At 57.9% G+C, this 22083-nt stretch carries 19 protein-coding genes; 6 read left to right on the plus strand and 13 right to left on the minus strand.

Annotated elements, in window-relative coordinates; genetic code table 11:
- The first annotated feature begins 153 nt into the window (after positions 1-153).
- Entirely contained in the window at positions 154-1605 is a 1452-nt protein-coding gene (locus BLP93_RS00400; RefSeq protein ID WP_161946131.1) for an MltF family protein, read from the plus strand.
- Here the strand turns inward: BLP93_RS00400 and BLP93_RS00405 are convergent.
- A complete protein-coding gene (locus BLP93_RS00405; RefSeq protein ID WP_092116095.1) occupies positions 1537-1854 on the minus strand; it encodes a hypothetical protein in 318 nt (105 codons plus the stop codon). The two genes, BLP93_RS00400 and BLP93_RS00405, sit on opposite strands and share 69 nt — an antisense overlap.
- Positions 1855-2077: 223 nt before the next feature.
- On the opposite strand from BLP93_RS00405, the gene BLP93_RS00410 reads away from it, so the two are divergent.
- The 5 genes from BLP93_RS00410 (at position 2078) to BLP93_RS00435 (ending at position 8672) form a co-directional block, all read left to right on the plus strand.
- Complete coding sequence (locus BLP93_RS00410) at positions 2078-3352, plus strand: IMP cyclohydrolase (protein WP_092116097.1); 1275 nt, start codon at positions 2078-2080, stop codon at positions 3350-3352.
- A gap of 82 nt (positions 3353-3434) precedes the next feature.
- Positions 3435-5486, plus strand: a complete 2052-nt coding sequence (locus tag BLP93_RS00415) for a ribonuclease catalytic domain-containing protein (protein ID WP_092116099.1) — start codon at positions 3435-3437, stop codon at positions 5484-5486.
- Between the two features lie 3 nt (positions 5487-5489).
- Positions 5490-6077 carry a glycerol-3-phosphate 1-O-acyltransferase PlsY gene (gene plsY / locus BLP93_RS00420; RefSeq protein WP_092116101.1) on the plus strand — a complete coding sequence of 196 codons (588 nt, stop codon included), beginning with the start codon at positions 5490-5492 and terminating at the stop codon, positions 6075-6077.
- Between the two features lie 69 nt (positions 6078-6146).
- Positions 6147-7100 carry a hypothetical protein gene (locus tag BLP93_RS00425; protein WP_092116103.1) on the plus strand — a complete coding sequence of 318 codons (954 nt, stop codon included), beginning with the start codon at positions 6147-6149 and terminating at the stop codon, positions 7098-7100.
- A 258-nt stretch (positions 7101-7358) separates the two neighbouring features.
- A complete protein-coding gene (locus BLP93_RS00435; protein WP_092116107.1) occupies positions 7359-8672 on the plus strand; it encodes an O-acetylhomoserine aminocarboxypropyltransferase/cysteine synthase family protein in 1314 nt (437 codons plus the stop codon).
- A gap of 132 nt (positions 8673-8804) precedes the next feature.
- Here the strand turns inward: BLP93_RS00435 and BLP93_RS00440 are convergent, their stop codons facing one another.
- From BLP93_RS00440 to BLP93_RS00500, 12 genes are all read right to left on the minus strand, one after another.
- Positions 8805-9275 (minus strand): universal stress protein, encoded by a 471-nt coding sequence (locus tag BLP93_RS00440; RefSeq protein ID WP_092116109.1) that lies wholly within the window; start codon positions 9273-9275, stop codon positions 8805-8807.
- A gap of 55 nt (positions 9276-9330) precedes the next feature.
- Positions 9331-11538, minus strand: a complete 2208-nt coding sequence (locus BLP93_RS00445) for a TRAP transporter permease (protein ID WP_244148600.1) — start codon at positions 11536-11538, stop codon at positions 9331-9333.
- Positions 11539-11896: 358 nt separating this feature from the next.
- The gene (locus BLP93_RS00455; protein ID WP_092116115.1) at positions 11897-12856 is read right to left on the minus strand and encodes a TAXI family TRAP transporter solute-binding subunit; all 960 of its coding nucleotides are present in this window, start codon (positions 12854-12856) and stop codon (positions 11897-11899) included.
- A gap of 116 nt (positions 12857-12972) precedes the next feature.
- A complete protein-coding gene (locus tag BLP93_RS00460) occupies positions 12973-14127 on the minus strand; it encodes a M20 family metallopeptidase (protein WP_092116117.1) in 1155 nt (384 codons plus the stop codon).
- A 45-nt stretch (positions 14128-14172) separates the two neighbouring features.
- Positions 14173-15756: a KamA family radical SAM protein gene (locus BLP93_RS00465; protein WP_092116119.1), complete on the minus strand. Its 1584-nt coding sequence runs from the start codon at positions 15754-15756 to the stop codon at positions 14173-14175.
- A complete protein-coding gene (locus BLP93_RS00470) occupies positions 15753-17183 on the minus strand; it encodes an ATP-grasp domain-containing protein (protein WP_092116121.1) in 1431 nt (476 codons plus the stop codon). The genes BLP93_RS00465 and BLP93_RS00470 overlap by 4 nt, the downstream gene beginning before the upstream one ends.
- Before the next feature lie 130 nt (positions 17184-17313).
- Positions 17314-18051: an FAD-dependent thymidylate synthase gene (gene thyX / locus BLP93_RS00475; protein WP_092116123.1), complete on the minus strand. Its 738-nt coding sequence runs from the start codon at positions 18049-18051 to the stop codon at positions 17314-17316.
- A 105-nt stretch (positions 18052-18156) separates the two neighbouring features.
- Positions 18157-19170, minus strand: a complete 1014-nt coding sequence (ruvB, locus tag BLP93_RS00480) for a Holliday junction branch migration DNA helicase RuvB (RefSeq protein ID WP_092116125.1) — start codon at positions 19168-19170, stop codon at positions 18157-18159.
- A 31-nt stretch (positions 19171-19201) separates the two neighbouring features.
- Positions 19202-19819 carry a Holliday junction branch migration protein RuvA gene (gene ruvA, locus BLP93_RS00485; protein WP_092116126.1) on the minus strand — a complete coding sequence of 206 codons (618 nt, stop codon included), beginning with the start codon at positions 19817-19819 and terminating at the stop codon, positions 19202-19204.
- Between the two features lie 313 nt (positions 19820-20132).
- Positions 20133-20678: a crossover junction endodeoxyribonuclease RuvC gene (gene ruvC / locus BLP93_RS00490; RefSeq protein ID WP_092116128.1), complete on the minus strand. Its 546-nt coding sequence runs from the start codon at positions 20676-20678 to the stop codon at positions 20133-20135.
- A complete protein-coding gene (locus BLP93_RS00495; RefSeq protein ID WP_092116130.1) occupies positions 20679-21422 on the minus strand; it encodes a YebC/PmpR family DNA-binding transcriptional regulator in 744 nt (247 codons plus the stop codon).
- Positions 21423-21469: 47 nt separating this feature from the next.
- Positions 21470-22057 carry an RlmE family RNA methyltransferase gene (locus tag BLP93_RS00500; protein ID WP_092116512.1) on the minus strand — a complete coding sequence of 196 codons (588 nt, stop codon included), beginning with the start codon at positions 22055-22057 and terminating at the stop codon, positions 21470-21472.
- Positions 22058-22083: the final 26 nt, after the last annotated feature.

The raw sequence follows: 22083 nt of genomic DNA on the forward strand, positions 1-22083 counted from the left end.
GCAACCTTCTCAGAGTCCGCTCCTGCTCAACCTCAGACCATCCCACGCGAATCGTAACCTCGATATCTTCATGATCCTGACGATTATCCCGGGGTGCGACGGATGTTTTGCCGGACGCAAGCACGTCCAGTCCGGCGGATGCTTGTATCGCCCATGAAAAACATCGTTTCGACTCTTCCCGGCCCGCGCGCCCGCCTGCTCATTTTTTTACTGGTGTTTGTTCAGCTCATCCTGGTGAACAACATGCTCTGGAATGCCCGTCCCCCGGGATTGATCGCTCCTGTAATCAGGGTCCTGGCGCCGGAATCGGAATTGGTGCATTCCCAAATCTCTCCTTACGGACCGGGCCTGGAACGAGAGCTGGTGGAATTGTTCGCGGAGCAGGCCGGAATGCACCCTGTCTGGATCCACATGGACAGCGCCGGCGCAGCCTGGGATGAGCTGAGCCGCCACCGGGCCGATCTCTTGGTGGGCGCCGGCTATGCCCCCCCGCGCCACCTTTTGGATGTCCTGGTGGCTCCTGTATCCGCCGGCCCCACCTACGCCCGCCATTCCGTGGGCGTGGTTCATCAACGAAACAACCAGGGCTCACCGGACCTCTCCGACCTGTGCGCGGAGCAGCTGCTCCTGCCGGAGAACACCCTGCTCCGGCAAACATACGCCCGACTATTGGACGACCTCGCGTGCACGACGCCGGCCCTATTCACGAATGAAGGATCATTGCCGGTCCAGTTCGCTGCCATGGTGGAATCCGATGCCCGCTATACCCTCGTGGATACCGGTCGCTTTACGCTCTGGGAGCCGTTCTACGCGGACCTGCAGCTCGCCGACAGTCTGGATGCCTCACTGGAATACCGCTGGTTCTGGCGCGGGGATCATGCCGGACCCGCGAAACATCTGGAACGGTTCTGGAAAACAATGATTACGGACAGCGAGCTGACCAGGATTCAGGACAAGTACCTCGGATTCCTTCCGGACAGGAGCGATCACTTTGCCCTGCGCCATTTTCTGGAGACCTTGCAGCGCGAACTCCCACGCTACAGCAAAACCATCCTTAAAGCGGCCGAGCGCCATGAAATCGACCCGTTGCTGCTCATTGCCCTGATCTATCACGAATCCATGTTCGATGCCTCGGCGGTCAGCCGGACCGGTGTACGCGGGATCATGCAGATCACCCAGGCCACGGCCCAAGCCCTCGGCCTGGACGATCCCATGAATCCCACCGGGAGCATCATGGCGGGAGCAGCCTATCTGCGCCAGCTATGGGATCGTTTGGACAGGCCGGACATAGCGGAATGGGACCGCTGGTTTCTGGCCTTATCAGCCTACAACCAGGGACTGGGGCATACCTGGGACGCCATGCGCTTGGCCGGAGAATTCGGATTGGTGGAAACGAGCTGGAACGACGTGAAAACCGTTTTTCCCCTGCTCAGCCAACAGGAATACTTCAGCAGGGCCCGCCACGGTTATACCAGGGGATTCGAGGCCGTGGCCCATGTCGAGGCGATCCGATACTACTACTACATCCTGCACGGCCTATTCGTCCTTGAGCGCCCTGAAGGGAAGCACCTTGGCCGGCTTGGATTCGCGCCCTTTCTGTCCTGACCCGGGCAGCGGCAACGCCGGCGGATCCAGATCTTTTTTCGGTTTCTGCTGGGCCGCCCAATGATGGTTGAAGAGATGATTTTTCCAGCGTACGACCTGAATCAAGCCCAGAATCATGACGGCCTGTTCCCATTTTTTCGTCGGCTGAAACTCGGCGGCCATGCTCTCGTATTTGTCCCATAACGCGGTCAATGAGGCCTCATCGAACGCCGCAAGCTGATCAGCCAACTTGATTAACACCTTTTCCACGGGTATTGCCTTCCTTCGTTTTGATGCATTCATTTGAGACAGCACACTGCTGCTTTGGCTCTGTCTAAGCGTTCCGGCCCGGCTTTTCAAGCCGCCTGATCCGGATGCGACCCAGGTTCTGATGCCCCTCATGCCCTTATTCCCCGGATCACTCGCAGCGGGATGCGAAAGCGGCTATCGCCCAATAGACTTTCAACTCGTTTCAACCGAAAACGGAGCATAAATGCAGGATTTGAAAAATATCTACCGGACCCTGTCCTCGGATCCCTTTCCGAAGACCATGACCATTCGCCTGGGGGACCAGGAACTGCTTTTTCACAAGCGTTCCTGGCACATCGACGGCGAGGACCGCGGCCTGCGTTACGGCGAAAACCCGGATCAGCCCGCGGCCCTCTACGCTCTTGCCGAAGGAACTTTGGAACTGGACGGAATTAAATTTCGCGACGCAGGCGACGGGCTGGTCTCCGCCGTTACCGAGGAGCACATGCTCCAGTCCGGCAAACACCCGGGAAAGATCAACCTCACGGACGTGGACAACGGAATCAACATTCTGCAGTACCTGCACGCCAAGCCTGCGGCCGTGATCCTCAAGCACAACAATCCCTGCGGCGCCGCGTGGAATGAGCAGGGGCTGGAAACCGCCCTCAAGAACGCTTACTGGAGCGACCGCATCGCCGCCTTCGGCGGTACCGTTGTCGTCAACCGGACCGTAGACATCGCCTGTGCCGCCTTTCTCGGGGAGTCCTACTTTGAAGTCGTGGCCGCGCCGGAATACGATCCCCAGGCCCTGGAACTCCTCAAAAAGCGCAAGAACCTGCGTATCCTCCGCCTAGCGGGGCTGGCCCGTCTCGAGGAATTCGCCGGGAAACCGTTTCTGGACATCAAGTCCCTGGCCGACGGGGGCATGATCGTCCAGTTTTCCTTTACCAACCGGATTCGAACCCCCCAGGACTTCCTGCCGGCCAAAGCCGAAAAGGACAATGTTCTGTTCCAGGCCAGGACGCCGAACCCCAGGGAAATGGACGATCTGCTCTTTGCCTGGGCCGTGGAAGCCGGGGTCACGTCAAATTCCGTTCTTTTCGTGCGTGATGGAGCTACCGTTGCCGTAGGAACCGGCGAGCAGGACCGGGTCGGATGCGTCCAGCTGACCATTCACAAGGCCTACACCAAATACGCCGACTGGCTCTGCTTTACCGAACAGGGCATCTCCCTTTACGAGTTGCAGGCCAAGGCCGAATCCGACGACCAGGCCCGCACCGCGCTGGATGACATTCAATCCCGGACCCAACTGGCCAAGGGCGGGCTGCCCGGATCGGTTCTGGTTTCCGACGGCTTTTTCCCCTTTCGTGACGGCGTGGATCTGGCCGTAGCCCAGGGCGTCATGGCCATTGCCCAGCCCGGCGGCTCGATCCGGGACCATGAAATCATCGAGGCGGTCAACCAAGCCGAGCCCCAGGTGGCCATGGTCTTCACCGGCCAGCGGTCCTTCCGGCATTAGGGCCTGACGGCTCTCATCTCCCCCTATACTGCGATCAGGGTCTGACTCTTCGATCCGGGAAAGCAAGGCAAAGGACAATGTTTTGATCAAGCCCCAGGTCCCACCAGGACCAGGTACCATCGTCGAATACCTCCAGGACAACCAGGTCCACCTGGCCGTGGTGATTGAGGAACAGAGCGGCCGAGTCCGGCTGTTTACCCAGCGCGGCCGGGAAATGGTCCTCCCCGCTGCCCGGCTGCTGCCCTGGCACGGCCCGAAATACCCCCACCCCGCCACCCGAAGCGAGATGGAAGAGCGCCTGGCTTGCCATCTGGAACAGCGGACTGAACTGGCCGGGACCATTGAGGTGATGGATATCTGGAATCTGGCCCAGGGTGAAATGACCTCCGCCCCCCTGGAGTGGTTCGCGGAGCTGATCTGGGACAGTCCGAATCATGACCAGCTTTCCGCCATGGGTCGTGTCCTGCTGGACGCCAAGACGCATTTCAAGTTTCAGCCCCCCTCCTTCCTGATCTACCCGGAACAGACCGTGCAAGCCCGGCTGGCCGAGCAGGAGGCCGCCCGTGAACACCAGGAACTGGTCGTGGCCGGCCAGGACTTTTTCAATCAGCTCTGGAAAACGGGCAATACGGACGGCTGCCCGCCGGAACCCGCCGCCGGAAGGCTGAAAGACCTGCTCCTGCGACGGATTTCGAATCCCGAAGATGCCTCTCAGGACGAGCTCTGGCGCAACCTGATTAAGAAGCTGCCGGAACATCCGCAGCAGGCCTTGATCCTGGCCCAGGCCTGGGGCCTTGTTCCGCCCCACCACAATCACCTCCTGGACCAGGCCGGTTATGAATGGCAGGACGCGTGGGCTCGCGACCACGACCTTGAAATCCGGAACTTGAGCGATGCGGTCCGTGCCCGGACCGGATCTTTCGAGCCCCTGCGCTTGTTCAGCGTGGACTCGGAAACAACGCAGGACATTGACGACGCCTTTGCTCTGGAGCGCACCGCCGACGGAGGATTTCACCTGACCCTGGCCATTGCCTGCCCGGCTCTGGAATGGCCATGGGGATCGGAACTGGATGCAGCCATTGCCCAGCGCGCGTCCAGCCTCTACCTTCCTGAAGGTGTCTGCCACATGCTTCCCGAAGAGCTGGGCATCGGCCTGTTCAGCCTGCGGGAAAACGAACCCCGCCCTGCCCTGCTTCTGGAATTCGAGCTGGATTCAGAGGCCCGGGTCAAATCACTGCAACCCCGTATGGGCTGGGTTCAGGTTTGGTCCAATACCCATTATGATCAGGTGGAACAGGATATCCTGGAGGGGCGTGAACCCTTTGCCGCGGCCCACGTTCTGGCGGCCATGCTCCGCGACCGCCGAATCCGCCAGGGCGCCGTGGTCTTTGATCAGCCGGATCCACAATTGAAGCTGACAGGAGAGGACGCCAACCTGCAGGTGCTCCTGGAGTCGAAAGATCCCGCTCACAAAGCCCAGCTTTTGGTCAGCGAATTCATGGTCCTGGCCAATGCCGAACTGGCCCGATGGGCTTGCGCCAATGATCTGCCGCTCCTTTTTCGAACCCAGAACGTGGCCTTGCCGCCGGGAACGGGTGGACATTATACACGACCCGAGGACATGTACCGGATGGCCCGCATGCTGGCCAACGCAACACTGCAGACCAAGCCGGTGCTGCATGCCAGCCTGGGCGTCCAGGCCTATGCCTCGGTCACCTCGCCGCTGCGCCGATATGTGGATTTTTTGAATCTTGGACAAGTCGCAGCGTGGCTGCAAAGCGGATCCGGCAGATTGGGCAAGGCGGACCTTGAAGCCGGCCTGCCCATGTGGCGATCGCGTCTCGAGGCCGTCGGCCGGGTGCAACGCTACCGGATGCGCTACTGGAAGCTGGAATATTTGCGCCTCCAGGGACCGCAAAAATTTTGGTCCGCTGTTCTGGTGGACGAAACACCGACTCAGGCAGTATTCTCCCTGCCCGCGGAACAGGTGATGGTTCGTGCCCCGAAACGACTGTTGGGAGACAAATTTTGCATTGGAGGGAGCTACCTGCTGCGACTGAGCAGAGTTGATCCATTGCTCAATGAGATAAAAGTGGTGGAAGTCATAGAAGATCAATCAATTGAAAAGGAGTAGACAATGTTTACGATTCTCTGGTTGGGCATGAGCTACGTGGTTGGGGCCATCCCGTTCGGCTTGCTGTTGACCAAAATGCGGGGCCTCCCCGATCCGCGCAAGCATGGCAGCCGCAACATGGGCGCCACGAATGTGGCTCGCGTCTGCGGCACAGGGTGCGGCGTCGCGACACTGTTGCTGGACATGCTCAAAGGATTTTTTCCGGTTGCCGTGGCGGTCTCCTTCAGCAACTCCTGGTTCTTCATTACCCTCACAGCCCTGGCCGTGCTTCTGGGCCATATGTATTCCGTCTTTCTGAGTGGAAAAGGAGGAAAAGGAGCGGCCACCACCGTCGGTCTGTACCTGGGGTTGGCCTTTTGGCCCACGTTTCTCGGCCTCCTCGTCTGCCTGACCGTGATCAAGCTGGGCGGATTCGTCTCCCTCGGTTCCCTGACCCTGGTCACCTTGATGCCCATTTTGCTGCTCCTCACCGGTATGTATAATTTTCTTCCGTTGTCCCTGCTCGTCATGATCCTGGTCTATGCCCGACACAAGGACAACATTCAGCGCCTGGCCAAGGGGGAAGAACAACCCTGGAGATGTTGCGCATAGGTCAGCGTCGTCGTATCCCGCCCGCGAAACCGCGCGGCGGGATTTTTTTTTGCGTGCAAGGAGAATTTCATGGGCTCAACAATCTGCTTGAACCGCATGCGCCGCATGCTTGAAATCTCGATGATCCTCGGCCTGGTCCTGCTCTTCACCGCGCCGGGCTGGAGCCGTGAGGAATCACCGGCCGGCACCGGACAGTCGCGCCCGGACCGGGTCGTGCCGACGGGCAGTGTCAAAATCAGCGGAAACCATCAGTTCCCAGGACATCTTAATGGTGATCAGGGCAAGGTTTCGGTGTCGCATTCCCGTGTCGATGCATCCTATTCCCGGTACACTCTGAGCTGGCAGACATCCTGGTATTCCTGGCAGGACAAGCATGCCCTGCCCTTTGGCGACGCAAGAACAGATCCATGGAACGATTTGCACTCGCTCTCACTGCTGGTGGACCAGCGGGGACGCCTATCATCACGTTGGTCCTATTTTGTTCAGGGAGCAATCCGCTCCGGGTTCGAGAAGCAGATATCGCGTTCCTTGGGCATCGCTGCCAACGGCGGCGTGATCTACGGCTGGGATGAAGACTGGTCCTTGGGCCTCGGTGGGTACATCGGTCTGGCCCCCACCAGCCGTTTCGGCTTTTCCAGCACTTTTGCCATGGTCGGTCCCTTTGTCCAATATCGTCACCCCGGCGCCACGGGCTTTTCCGCACGTCTCGGCTTCCCTCAAAGCGAATTGCGCTATACCTTCAATCCCGTCTGGTCCACATGGCTTGGTGTTGGCATCAATTCAGGCACCTACCGCCTTGCCGACAACAACACGGTCATGCCTCGAGGGTATGTACGGGCGAAAACGTACACTTCGGGAATTTATCTGGACGTCACCCCGACTCCGTCACTGACGATTCGTTTTGGTCCCACGTACAATTTCGGACGAAGGCTGGATTTTTATGATTCCGGGGGAGACAAGCGCCGCGGCTACGACCTGAAGGCCGTTCCGGGGCTGGAAGCCGGGGTGAACTGGACTTTTTGATTCCATGGTGCCAGCATGAGTGATCTTTCGTGCCGTGCAGGAGCAAGCCTCAGCGACTTGAGGCGAATCGTGATGTGGACGATATTAATTTAAAACGAAAAGATATTTTCGATTTCGATTTCGGTTTGGTTTCGATTTCGATTTCGATTTCGATTTCGATTTCGATTTCGATTTCGATTTCGATTTCGATTTCGATTAAAGTTAATTCATGGATGCCGCGGAACGTCAAGGTGTTCGTGTTATGAAAGGAGATGAGTCATGAAGGAGCAACGCCGTCCTGGCCTGAGTACCCTGGCCCTCCACGCCGGACAGTCGCCGGATTCTCAAACACGATCCAGGGCCGTACCCATCTATCAGACAACCAGTTACGTCTTCAGGGACAGCGATCATGCGGCCAATCTTTTCGGACTCAGCGAACCGGGGTACATCTACACCCGGATCATGAACCCGACTACCGAGGTGCTGGAGCAACGCCTTGCGGCCATGCACGGCGCCAGCGTCTCTCTGGCCGTGGCTTCGGGCATGGCCGCGATTTTTTATACAGTGGCCAACATCACTTCTGCCGGGCAAAACATCGTCAGCGGAAGCAACCTCTACGGCGGAACCCACACCCTGTTCGCGCACACTCTGAGCCGCTTCGGCATCCAGGTGCGGTTCGTCGACTCTTCTCGGCCGGAGAATTTTGAACAGGCCATCGACGAAAATACCCGGCTCGTCTTCACCGAATCCATCGGCAACCCCCGCTGCAACATTGACAACATGGAAGCCATCGCCGCCATTGCCCACAGCCGCGGGCTACCCTTCGTGGTGGACAACACCGTCAGTCCGCCGCCGATCTTCAACCCCTTCGACTACGGCGCGGATATCCTCGTCTACTCCCTGACCAAGATGGTCGGCGGCCATGGCAACAGCATCGGCGGAGCCGTGGTGGAAAAAGGCAGCTTTGACTGGAGCGCCGAGAAAAAGTTCCCGGAGATTACCGAACCGGATCCCGCCTACCACGGTTTGAATATCTGGGAGAACTTCTGTTCCCCGGACCATCCGGATTCCTGTCAGGCCTTCACCCTGAAAATGCGCACCGGCCTGTTGCGGGACACCGGAGCGGCCCTTTCCCCCATGAACGCTTTCCTGATCCTCCAGGGCGTGGAAACCTTGCCGCTGCGTGCGAAGGCCCACTGCCGCAACGCCCAGCAGGTGGCCGAAGCCCTGGCCGCCCACGATCAGGTGGCCTGGGTCAACTATGCCGGCCTTGGGTCGCATCCGGACCATGACCGAGCGAAGCACCTCTTTCCCCTGGGCCCGGGCGCTGTCTTCGGCTTTGGCATCAAGGGCGGTCTGGGCGCCGGCCGCAGGTTCATCGACTCGGTCCAGCTCTGCTCCCACCTAGCCAACATCCTGGACGCCAAGACGCTTGTCATCCACCCGGCAAGCACGACCCATGCCCAGCTGACGCCGGAAGAACAACTCCAGGCCGGTGTCACCCCGGACCTGGTCCGGATTTCCGTGGGGCTGGAAGACGCTGAAGACATCATCGCCGACCTGGACCAAGCCCTGCGAGCGACTCAGGAGTAACTCTCGCCAATCCACAGCTGATGTAGATACCCGAACAAATGAAAGAAGCCCCCGACACCAAGGAGTCTCGCAAGAACTCGTTGGCGTCGGGGGCTTCTTATTGATGATGTCGCGCCGGCTCAACGCGCCGGATCAACCATTCTGCTCGTAAAGCTCATAGCAATCGTCATTGTCGCAACGCACCACAAGGACCGAACACGGAGCGTGGCGAACCACCTTGGCCGTATTCGACCCCAGCAGATAGTCCTGCAGCTTCATTCGGTGCGCGGGCATGACGATCAAATCGGCATCGACCTTCTCGGCCATGCGCAAAATCCGCCTGTAGATCGAACCCTGGGCCACCAGATGCTGCACCTCGATGTCGTCGGGAATGTAGGAATCGACCATTTCATGCAGCATTGTTTCCGCTTCCGCCACGATCTTGTCGCCGGCGTCCTCGGGAAAATAATGGGCCACGATGGGCATGCCCATGTCCGGCACTACCGTGAGCGCGAACAACTTGGCATGATAAAACCGGCAAAGCTCCACGGCCCGGTTCAGGCCCAACCGCCTTGCCCGGTCGTCCTGTTGCAAATCAATGGGGACAAGAATGCGCTTGTACATGCGGATCACTCCTCCAGAGACGAATAAAAGGTGTCTGGTTCACAGCCCGTGATAATCAGGGATTGGCTACCGGACGACGCGTACGGACCATCTGCCATGCGAACAGGGCAAAATAGATTGAAACGCCCATGATTTGCATACCCAGCCGTTCAAAGGGAAAGTAGGCTTCAAAGAAACCGGGCCGGAATGTCGTGGCGCAAACCGCAAGCAGGAGGATGCGTTCAAACCAGTTGCAGCTTGTCACCAGCCATCCTTGCAGCGCCGAGGCGAAGGCGAACATGGCGATCAACCCGGAAAAGAAGATCCAGGCCAACTGGACAGGGTCATCCAGCCAGATGATCGCGCCGGCAGCGGTTACTCCGGCAATCATCAACAGGTCGGTGTTGAACAGGAAAATAAACGGCAGAATCGCAGTGCGCATGCTGTAGGCGAAGCCCTGCACTCCGGTCTTGATCGGATCGGTCCGGGCAATTGCCGCGCCGGCATAGGCCGCCAATCCCACAGGCGGGGTCACGTCCGCCAGAATGCCGAAGTAGAAGACGAACAGGTGCGCCGCGATCAGCGGAAAAATCAAGCCCGCGTCTCCACCGAGCTGAATGATCACCGGTGCGGTCAGGGTGGCCATAATGATGTAGTTGGCCGTGGTGGGCATGCCCATGCCCAGAATCAAGCTGGTGAGCGCGGTGAAAAAGAGCATCAGCACGATATTGCCCATGGACAAGGTGGCAATAATGGTGATGAATCGCCCCACCAGACCGGTAATGGTCACCACGCCGACGATGATTCCGGCGGTGGCCGTGGCCACTCCAACGGAAATCATGTTTCGGGCGCCCATGATCAACCCGCTCCAGACATCCTGCACGCCCTGCCAGGCGGCAGTGGCCAAAAAGCTTTTCAAGTCGATGTCTGGGTTGAGGGTTCCGGCCCTCCTGTGTGCGCCCAAGGACAGGAATGCAATGATCGGGCGCTGGATGAGCATGAGCACGACCAGGCTCTGAATGGCCAGAAATGCGGCGGTCACGGGAGAGCGACGCATAACCACGAGGTAGAAGATCAGGACGGACAGCGGGATCAGGAAATGGCATCCGCGGAGCACGGTTTTGGTGAATTTCGGGAGTTCTGAGCGGGGAATGGCCTTGATGCCTATTTTCATGGCTTCAATGTGCACAATGTACAACAGCGCCAGGTAGGAAATGAGCGCGGGAAACAACGCCGCACGCACGACATCCAGATAAGGGATGCCGATGATTTCGGCCATGATGAACGCTGCCGCGCCCATGATCGGGGGCATGAGCTGGCCGTTGACCGAGGAAGCGACCTCCACGGCCGCGGCCTTGTGCGCGGGAAAGCCCACCTTTTTCATCAGGGGAATGGTGAAGGTGCCCGTGGTCACGGTATTGGCGATGGATGAGCCGGAGACCATGCCGGTCAGCCCCGAGGCCATGACCGCGGCCTTGGCCGGGCCGCCGCGAAAGGTGCCCAGGGCCGAGAAAGCGACGTCAATAAAGTATTTGCCCCCGCCGGCCCGGTCCAGCAAGGCCCCGAAAAGCACGAACAGGAAGACAAAATCCGTGGAAACCCCAAGAGGCACGCCGAAGATACCTGTCGTGGTCAGGTACATGTCGCTGATGATGAAATCCAGGGGAACGCCTCTGTGCCGTAAGATTTCAGGCAGATGCGGCCCGACCACGGTGTAGAACAGAAAAATAGTGGCCAAAATGGCCAGGGCCGGTCCCAAGGCGCGGCGAGCCGCTTCCAGGAGGAGCACGACCAGGATCACGCCCATAATGATATCTGTTTGGGAAGGCAGGCCCATGCGGGTGATGATGCCGCTGTAGTCCCACCAGATATACAATGCGCCGGCGGTGGCCAGCGCGGCCAGGACATAATCGTAAATGGGAATGTGCGTGCGGATGGAACGGCGTGCGAAACTGGGGATCACCTTCTGGGTCCAGGTGACCCACATCGGCGGACTGTACTGCTTGTATGCGGGATAACACAGAAAGGCGAGGCAGATTGCAAATCCCAAATGCCAGGAACGGGCGATATGGGAGTTCATCGGCGCATAGGCCAGATAGAGCTGAAAACCGGACCAGCCAAGGCATAAAAAGGTAATCAGCCATGATGCGATGGGATTCTTCGGCTCTCTGGCGCCGGCCTCGACAATCGCAACCAGGTCTTCGGCGGATTCGCGAACGGATGCTTTGCGCCGAGACGGTTTCTGATCTGCTGGTATTCCGACAGGATTCTGGTCGGTCATCATTTCTGTCCTTGCTGTCCGTTGTGCGAGCCGTAACAAGTCATGTCAGTAAAATCCATGTCATTATCCAGCAAATTCTGATGCAGATTGGTTTCTTTGATGTCATGAGAATCTTTATCACCACGAAGTGGTACGAAGAGCGCGAAGGAAGAAAGAAAAGAAAACACTTTGTGGACACTGTGCATTAAATCACCCGTACAGAAAACATCCTTCGTGTCCTTCGTGCTCTTCGTGGTTGATCATCCTGACATGGATTAGCTGAGTAGTTACAGATCCACAAATAAATATTATTTTTGTGCGTGAACGACGAAAGAGCATAAAAAAGGGGCCAAAAAGGCCCCTCATGACTGGAAACGGTCAACTACATCCAGCCTTGTTCCTTGTAGAACTTCTCTGCACCGGGATGCAGCGGAGCGGAAAGTCCCTGGATCATCTCTTCGGGTTTCAAATATCTGAAAGCGGCGTGGGAAGCCCGGAGTTCGTCCAGATTCTCGAATACGGTCTTGACCATGTCATAAACGACCTGCTCGCTGACGCTCTCGCTGGTCACGACTGTGGCGGTCACGGCATAGGTTTCGATGTCCCTGTCGATGCCGCGATAGGTGCCGGCCGGAATGGCGGTCATGATGTAGTAGGGATGCTCGGCCACGAATTCCTTGATGGCATCGGAATTCAAGGGAACCATATCCAGGTTGATGGACTGGGCCGGCTCCTCAATGGCGGAATTGGGATTGCCGACAGTGTAGAAGAAGGCGTCGATCTTCTGGTCCACCAGGGCCCGGGATGCTTCGGCCTGCTGCAGCGCCTCGGCATTGAAGTCCCTGTTGAAATCCAGGCCGTAGAGCCGCAAAACGTCTTCGGCGTTTCCGCGCTGACCTGAACCGGGGTTGCCGATGTTCACACGCTTGCCTTTCAAATCTTCAACGCTGTTGATGCCGGCTTCCTTACGGGTCACGAGCATCACGGTTTCCGGATGCATGCTGAATACGCTGCGCAAGCCCTTTACCGGCTTGCCGTCCCAATCCGCGGTCCCGTTATAGCCTTGATAATTCCTGTCGGACTGGGCCACGGCAAAGTCGAATGCGCCGCGATCCAGGGCGTTGATGTTGAACACGGAACCGCCGGTGGGGCGGCCGATGTAGTTGTACTGGTTGCCCATGTGCTTGTTCATCATGTTGCTGATCTGCAGGGCGACCTGGTAATACACCCCGGTAATGGAGGCGCCGCCGAAAAGAATATCTTGTTTCGCCATGGCCTGAGGGCCCGACAGGGACAACCCGAGAGCGACAACCAAGGCAACGAACCATTTTTTCCCAACCATAGTCACACCTCCAAAGCAATTTGTTAAACTCCAAAAGAACATCTGCCAACAACCTAGCTCTTGTTTTTATGCCGAAGAAGTAGGGCGCTGTCAAATATCTGCCCGAATTGATAGACTTAGCTGGGAAAAGTGGCACTCAGCGCGAGCAGAGTTGCGGCCACCAGGCAGGCTCTCTCCATCACGCTTTGTTTGACGATGTACTCTTGGTCGCTGTGGTCCATGTCTCCCACCGGACCCAGGCCGTCCAGGACAGGAATTCCGTGATCGGCAATATAGTTGGCATCTGAAACCCCGAATCGCAATTCCTGGGGAAGATCGTATCCCATTGCCGCGGCCTGCAGGCGGGCCACTTCAAACAGTTTCATGTTGGCGGCGGACTGGGGCATGGCGGGACGACCGGAGATCATCTCCAGTTCGCATGATGTTCCGGGTATGGTGTTTCGGGCGGCTATCGAGCGGATTTCTTCTTCGAGTCGCTGTTGATCATGAGAAGATAAAAAACGCGCATCCACCAGCAATGTGGTCGTATCGGGCACGGTGTTGGGTCCGATTCCCCCCTCCACGCGCCCGACATTCACCGTGATCTCAACATTGTTGTTCAGAGCTTCCAGGGCGATGACTTTGTGCGCCGCCTCGAGCAGCGCACTGGCTTTGGGCCCTGGCTTGGCCGCATGTCTGGCCTGCCCGCGTACCGTCATCCGCAGGCCCATCCGCCCTTTACGGCCGGTGACCACCTCACGGTTTATTCCACCTCCCTCCAGGACCAGAGCCGCCGTGTTCCGCATGGCGTTTTCGTCGATCCATGTCTTCGAGGCCGGCGAGCCGATTTCCTCATCCGAGTTGCAGAAAAAGGTCACGGGAATTTTTTCCAGCAGACCCAGATGGTCCAGCGCCTTGAGCGCATAGACGCCGGCAACCAGTCCTCCCTTCATGTCGTAAACGCCCGGACCGTAACAGTTTTGCGCGTCCTCACGGTACATGGTGAAGGAAGTGTCCGCGGGGAAAACCGTGTCCATGTGCCCCACCAGCAGAATCCCCCTGCTTCCGGCCGCGGCCGGCAACGTCTGCCCCTGAACCATGTTTCCGTGTGAAGTGTAAGGCAAAACCCGCACCTGGGGCAGAATGCCGCCCAGGACATCGGCCATGGCAACGGCCATCCGATCCAGTCCCGGCTTGTTCCAACTGCCGCTTTGAATTTCCACCAGCCGTCGAAGCAGGGCCAGGGCTTCGGCCTCATGGGCCGCGATATACTCGGCTATCTTGTCGTACATACCCTGAACACTCCTTCCTGCTGCAAAAAAAATCGACTGTGGCGGCTACTCTTCGTACTTGCCGAATCCGAAATCGGTACGGGCGTATTCCTTGGGATCCGCGTCCGGATACATGACCCGTTCCCCGCTCCAGGGCTTTTGCATCCGGATATTGCCGTCCTTGCGCCCGAGAAGGTTTGTTTTATGCAACGGGATCTTGCCGCCGGCGGTGGCGATGTACCGGGGAATCGCATCCCCGGAAATATTACCGTACATGCTTTCAATGATGTCCTGCCCCACGGCAACGGGAACCCGCAGATGCGCGAACTGGGGATTGCGGTAGCTGCAATTGAAGACATAGTAAGGCCGCACATAGGCCTCATGGATGGTCTCGCACAGCTTCCACATCTTCACGCGGGTATCGTTGATGCCCTTGAGCAGCACGGCCTGGTTCATCACCGCGGCCACGCGCTTGGCGACGGCCTTGAACGCGGCCTTGGAGACCGGGGTGATCTCCCGGGCAGTATTGATCTGGGTGACGACGCGAACCGGCTTGCGGTCGTTGCTGGCCTCCAGAATGTCGAGCAGTTCGGCATCCACGCGCTGTGGCGTAGTCACCGGGATGCGGGTGCCCAGGCGCTTCATCCGGACGTGGTCGATGCCGTCCAGCTCACCCAGAAGCCACTCCAGCATGCTGTTGGGCAGAACCAGGCTGTCCCCGCCGGTCACCAGCACGTCCCGGATTTCCGGATTGTCGCGAATATAGTCCAGGGCCTCGCCGTAAGCCTCCTTGCTGTAGATGCGGTCTTTGGCGCCGATGTGAGCGATGCGCAGACAGTGCGTGCAGTACATGGCGCACATGTTCGTGGCCTTGATGGTCACCACCCGAGGATAGAATTGATCGATCAGACGGGCCGGGGAATGGTCCGCGGCCACCGGAGGAATCTCGATTCCCGCATTGTCCACCATTTCTCCGGTGGGCACGGCCTGAAGCAGAATGGGATCGTTGAGTTCCCCCGGAAAAATGAGGCTTGCATAGTAGGGAGTCATGCGCATCCGGTACGTCTGCGTGATCCGGCGCACATCCGCGGCGGCCTTTTCCGGAAGCCCGATAATCTCGGCCAGCACGTCCACGGATTCGATGGCGTAGCGAAGCTGTCCGGAGTAGGAGTTCCAGTCTTCGTCGCTCATGTTGAGCTGTTTCTTAATCCGAGCTTGGTTCTCCAAAATCCGGTCCCAGCTCTCAACGCCGCTGGGCGCTTCCTGAGCATGCCGCTCCAGATAATCGGCGATTCGGGACTTGGCTTCCCGCACAATGGGCAGGGCCTTGCCCACGCGTCCGCCCACGGTCACTCCATGTTCGTCCAGCTTCCGATGTTTTTCCGCCAGTTCCAGCAGTTCTTCCTTGGCAACGCCCAGGTGATCCGGAGTCAGGCCGTAATCGGCATGCGCATCGGCCAGTGCTGAAAAAAAATCGACAACGGCGCCGATGCGTTGCTCCGTCCGGGCCCGTTCCTTGAGAAGGGCCATGTTGTTGCGAAGTTCCGCGCGAAGATCATCCGAAGCATTGGGTTCGATCGTTGCATCAAACAGTTCTTCCAGGAGTTCCTCTGTAAACGGATCCAGTGCGTGTCCACCTTCTGAGTTCATGTGCCGTCACCCTCGGGTATTGATGTTTTCTGTATGGTATCAAAAATGGATTCCTTGAGGCGCTGAATGCCTTGTCGGATATCCTCCTCTAATTGCGCACGGCTGTGACCCACGGCTACCACCCGCCCGAGAAATGTGCCGGGCTGGACGGAAAGCTTGCTGCCCACATGCTCGACCACGATGACGCCGTGGGCCTGAGCGTCCGCCACCACCTGACGAAACAGGGTCCGTTCGTCCTCGTCCACGGGCACGATCTGGCAAGTCTCCGCTTCCTGGTCCAGCTTGTAGTTGTAGGTCCGCCAGCACAGGCTGCCCAAGGCTTCGGAGATCTCCACCATGTTGTCCGGAAAACGGTTCTGCATCACGGCATAATACTCCAGTTCCAGCAATCCCGGCGTCTCCGGCGGAAGCGCGTTTTCCAGGGTGCAGCACATTTCCATGGTGGTGCCCTGCTTGCGTGCGTTGACTTCCACGAAAAAAATCCGGCCCTGGGCATCCACGACATAATCGCACCCGAAGATGCCGCGGTATCCGCTGCGGCCCATGGCCCGCCCGACCCGGCGTGTTATTTCCCGCAACTCCTGCTGCAGAGGAGCCGCAAGCGTGGACGGAAACGTCGAGCCGCGGAACATGTTGCCGTTTTGAATTTCCTGATCCGCAATCGCGGCAATAAAGACATCCTTAGCGTTGGCCACCACTCCAAGAACGGTGGGATCGTCCTGGTGCGGAATGTAGCGGCTGATGAAAAACTTGCCCTTGAGATGCCCGGCCTTGGCCTCGATCTCTTCCTGGTTCGTGGCGAGGAAACTGTTCACGCCGGCAGCGGAATAGGGCTGGCTGACAAAAATACCGTCCGTCCACTCGTCCCACAGCCCTTTGGCCGTTTCCAGCATCTGGTCGGCATCCGTGCAGACACGGTAGTTGATCAATGGTGCGGTTTCCTTGAGCATCTGGAGTTGGTAAAGCTTGTTGTTCCAGATGTTGGAAATATGACCGCTGGGCCCGAGAATGCGTACGCCCGGAATCAAGGCCAAGGTCAATTCGGGAACGGACTCAAAGACGTGAATGAAGACGTGGCCCTGTTTGTCCAGCAGTTGCTGGATCAGATTGTTGACCGTGGAGGAGGCGGAGACAAGAGAGGCGAAGGTACGCGGGGCGATCCGGAAACTGACCTTGCGCCCTCTGGCCCGCATCAACTCTTTGGCCATGGGATTGATGACCAAGGTGTTCTTGTGGGGATAGGATTCGAGAACATCCGGAAGGATGGAGATGAAGTCAAAGGGCTGACCGTGAATCTTGGTCAGGGTCTCCTTGACGAACTGATTCAGGCAATCGGTTTTCAGCTCCCCGATATAGAGGAAATAAAAAACATCCGGGTCAAGCTTGAAGTCTGAGAAAAAGACGTCGCACTCGTCGTCCATGAACATAACCTTGTCCTCCGAAACGTATGGATACAAACCAAAACCCGGTAGGCCTTTCTTCAGGACAGGTCAATATTCGCCGTGGAGCTCCTCATCCGCGGCCGGGCTCGTCCTGTTTTGCAAACCGCGGATCGTCTCATGTCGCAGTTGTTTTGCGGGGATATCGTCCACACGTGAATCGCTCTCCTTCAGGGCAGTGCCCCAGGGATTCGCAGCGGGCGCCGGCCGTCTCGAAGACGACGGGCAACTGTTCACGGCAGATCGCGAGCATCTTCCTGGCCAGGGCCCGGATTTCCCACTGGGCTCGCTCGCAGCAGCGTAAGGCGAAGAAATGGAGCAGGCTGCGGCAGTTCATGGTCAGGACGATTTTGCTTTCCGCTGCCTGGGGCAGAACAAAACGGGCGTCTTCGTTGGCCTTGGCGCCCTTGCGGCCATGCTCCTGCAGCAATTCCCGCAACCGCGCGTAGGTTTCGGCGGTCTGCTCCATGAAGGTCTCAAAAAGCTCCCTGGCTTCCGGAATCTTGGCAATCTGGGGAGGCAGAACGTACTCGAACCCGCTTTCGTTCACATAGCGCTGGCTCTGCTGGGAGTAGGACGCCAGCCGGTGGCGCACCAACTGATGGGTCAATGCCCGGGAGACCCCTTCCACGGCAAAGGTGAAGCCGACATGCTCGATGGGGCTGTGATGGCCGGATTCCATGATGTTCGACACAAACTCGGCCTGTTCCTGTGCGGGCAGTTCCCCGTTCAACAGTTTGGGCCACAGGTCGCCGGCGTAACCAGGGCTGTAGCACTGCCGAAACGCGGCGTAGATCAGGGACAAGGCATCCGGCGTCACGGCCAGGAGGCGAACTTGAAGCTGGGCTTGGGACATGATTTTGGGGTGGGGTTGGGGTTATTGATGTTGGCTGATTTTTCGATTGCGATTTCGATTGCGATTACGATTACGATTAAACTGTTGCAGTATCGTCGTTGAGTGCTAGTCCAGATCCAGGGGGAGTTGTTCCTGGGCGGCGAATGATGGCGGGATGCGGAGTTTGAGATGGGCGAAGGCGCGGGGCGTGGCGACTCTGCCTCGGGCCGTGCGTTTCAGGAATCCGCATTGGATCAGGTACGGCTCGTAGATGTCCTCGATGGTCCGAACTTCCTCGGAGCAGGCCACGGCCAGGGTTTTCACGCCCACCGGACCGCCCTGAAAGTGGTTGATCAGCGTCGTCAGTATCCGGCGATCCATCTGATCCAGGCCATGGGCATCCACATCCATGCGCGCCAGGGCGTTATGAGCCAGTTCGGCATCAATGCGCTGTCCGCCCTGGACCGCGGCAAAATCGCGTACCCGGCGCAAAAGGCGATTGGCAATCCTGGGCGTTCCCCGGGCTCGGCGACCAATTTCCAGGGCGCCCTCGCCCGTGATCGGGGCGTTCAGCAGTACGGCCGCCCGGCGGATGATGGTCGCCAGCTCGGTATCATTATAGTAATTTAAGCGGCATATCACGCCGAAACGATCCCGCAGCGGAGACGTCAGCAGACCGATCCTGGTCGTGGCGCCGACCAGGGTGAACGGTTCCAGGTCGATCTTCACGGTCCTGGCGCCGGGTCCCTGGCCGATGATCAGATCCAGCTTGAAATCCTCCATGGCCGGGTAAAGAATTTCCTCGACGCTGGGCGGCATGCGATGGATCTCGTCGATGAACAGGAGGTCATGGCGGCCGAGATTGGTGACAATGGCGGCCAGATCACCGCTGCGTTCCAGCACCGGCCCGGAGGTGGTCACCAGATTCACGCCCATTTCATTGGCCATGATCTGGGCCAGGGTTGTCTTGCCCAGACCAGGCGGGCCGTAGAACAGCGTATGATCCAGAGCCTGACCGCGTTCCCGTGCCGCCTGCAGAAAAACCCGCAGATTGTCCCGCAGATCGTCCTGACCGATGAAATCCTCCAGCCGTTTCGGCCGGATGGTCTCTTCGATGGGCAAAGATTGTTCCTGGGTCATTGTTGTCTCTGAATGCAAAGATTCATCAGAACTACTTTTCCCGCTGTTTTTTCGCCGCAATCCGTTTGAGTACAACACGGATCACCTCGCCGGGAGCCAAGTCCGGTTCCTCGCGCAACGCTTCATCCATCAGCGGAGCGACTTCGGCTTCGCTATAGCCGAGGTTGGTCAGACCGGCCAGGATGTCACTCCGAACCCATGAAGAGCCTTGCGCCGGTTCTCCCGGCGTTGAACTCACGGGCAGGACCTTCAGCTTGTCCTGCAGTTCCAGAAGAATGCGCTGCGCGGTTTTCTGACCAATCCCCGGAACCTTGGAAAAGCTGTAACTGTCCTGCTTGGCCACGGTGTCGCGCAGCGAGGTCAAGTCAAAGTGCGACAAGATGGCCAGGGCCGTCTTCGGTCCGAGCTTGGATATTCCCAGCATGACCTCAAATGCCGACCGCTCCTCCCAGCTCGCGAAACCATAGAGTTCCAACGCATCCTCACGCACCAGAGTGTACACGAAATACGCCGCATCAGCCCCGGTTCCGCCCATATTTTGAATCTCCCTTACCGGCAAAACCAGGGAATACCCCACGCCCCCAGGAGTCATCAGGATACAGCCCTTGGGTGTTTTGTGAAAAATTTTGCCTTGCAGATATCCGATCATGGGTGTTCTCTAAAAATTTCAACTCTACAATCTTCAGTCGAAATCGAATCGAAATCGAATCGAAATCGATCAAAAATCCATCGTAACTATTCAGCAAATCCTGGGTAAAGCCTCATACCGGCATTGGATTCCCGCCTTCGCGGGAATGACTTGTTTTTCCATGCCGTTCAAGAATCAGTCATACTCGTGAAGTCGGGCATCCAGCGCCTGGGTGGCCATACGCTCTCGATTTGGATTGCGATTGCGATTTCGATTTCGAGAGGGAAAAATATGTCTCATTGCGTGCATCAGGATGACAGGGAAGAGCCAGTGATCAGGAGCCCGTCCGGGAGCAATTTGCCAGCCGGAGGAAACGTTGTTGGTTGACGTGGCAGATGGCTACGGCCAAGGCATCGCTTGCGTCCAGGGCCCAATCCGGTTTTTTCACGCCCAGCAACCGGGCCGTCATGAACGCCACTTGCGTTTTTTCTGCCCGGCCCACGCCGACAATGCTCTTCTTGACCATGGTCGGCGCGTAACTGAACACCGGCACCCGGCCTTGGGCGCATGCGGCAATGGCCACTCCGCGAGCTTGGCCAAGTTTGAGGGCGGAGGATGGATTGAGAGCCTGAAAGATGCTTTCTATTGCGCTTTGCGCGGGCCGGTGCAGGGCGATGATTTCGCTGAGCCGAAGAAAAATTTCACCCAACCGGACGTCCATGTCCGCATCCGTTCCGGTCCGGATGACGCCGGCTTCCACCAGAGAGAGCGAACCCGACATCTCACGAATCAGGCCAAAACCGGTGACGCGGGACCCCGGATCAATTCCCAGAACGATCAGAGGGGCCTTCCCGGCATCCGGCCAAAGACCGCGACGCAGTTATTCATCCTGCATCAGCTCTTCCGGAAAATCGCAATTGACATAGACGTCTTGCACATCATCATAATCTTCCAGGGCTTCCATCAGCCGAATGATCTTCCTTCCGGCCTCTTCATCAACGGGAACCAGAGTCTGCGGGACCATGGTCACCTCTTCGTTCTGGGCGGAAAATCCGGCCGCGGCATAGGCATCCAGAACGGCCTGAAAATTTTCCTGCGTGGTGCTGACTTCCCACATCTCGCCGTCATCACGGATATCCTCGACTCCGGCTTCCAATCCGGCTTCCAGAAGCTGTTCTTCGGTGTACGAGGCCTTGTCAAAAGAGATCAGCCCCTTTTTGTCGAACATCCAGGCGACACAGCCCGATTCGCCCAGGTTTCCACCGTTCTTGGAAAAGATGTGCCGGATGTCCGCCACGGTCCGGTTTCGGTTGTCCGTGGCCGCGTCCACCAGAATGGCCACTCCGCCCGGGCCATAGCCCTCGTAGGTGATTTCATCCAGGGCTTCTCCGCCCAGTTCGCCGGTTCCCTTTTTAAGAGCCGTGTCGATTTTGTCCTTGGGCAGGTTCACGGCTTTGGCCGCGGCGATGGCTGAACGCAGCCGGGCGTTGATATCCGGATCACCGCCGCCCTGCTTTGCCGCGAGCATGATCTCCTTGGTCACCTTGGTGAAAACTTTGCCCTTTTTCTTGTCCTGAACGGATTTGCGGGCCTGAATATTCTTCCATTTACTATGTCCGGCCATTGTTATTCCTTGTGTTTTTGGACGACAACCGCGCCGTGAACCAGAACCTACTTCTTGCCCATGGCAATATAGAACATTTCCTTGCTTTCCGCTCGAGAACTTTTGGGTTTGAAACCCTGAACCTTGGCAAATGACTTGCGCATTTCGTCCAGGAGCTGCTTGGCTTCCTGGGCTTCGAAAAACTTGACCACGAAAGAACCGCCCTTTATCAAGCATTCTCGACATAGTGCAAGAGCCTGGTGGGCCAAATCCAGAGACCGGGCCTGGTCCGTGAACCGGATGCCGGTGGTTTGCGGGGCCATGTCGCTGAGAATGACGTCAAAGGGAGCCGTGTCCATAATCAACCGATAGCCTTCCCCGGATTCGTCAAAAATATCGCCCTGCATAAAAAGGGCTTGCGCCGGCAACTCAATCCCCAATGGCTTCAGATCCAGGGCCAGCAGCCTGCCGTCCGGCCCGACCTTCTGGGCCGCATACAAGGACCACGAGCCCGGAGACGCGCCTAGATCCAGAACCTTTTGCCCGGGTCGCAGCAACTTGAAACGATTGTCCGCCTCCTTCAGCTTGTACACCGAACGAGCCGGATAGTTGTCCTGCTTGGCCTTTTGAAAGTAGTGATCTCTGTATATTTTCATCACAAGAAAAATAATCGCGAATTGAG

The sequence above is a fragment of the Desulfonatronum thiosulfatophilum genome, assembly GCF_900104215.1.
GTDB classification, from domain to species: domain Bacteria; phylum Desulfobacterota; class Desulfovibrionia; order Desulfovibrionales; family Desulfonatronaceae; genus Desulfonatronum; species Desulfonatronum thiosulfatophilum.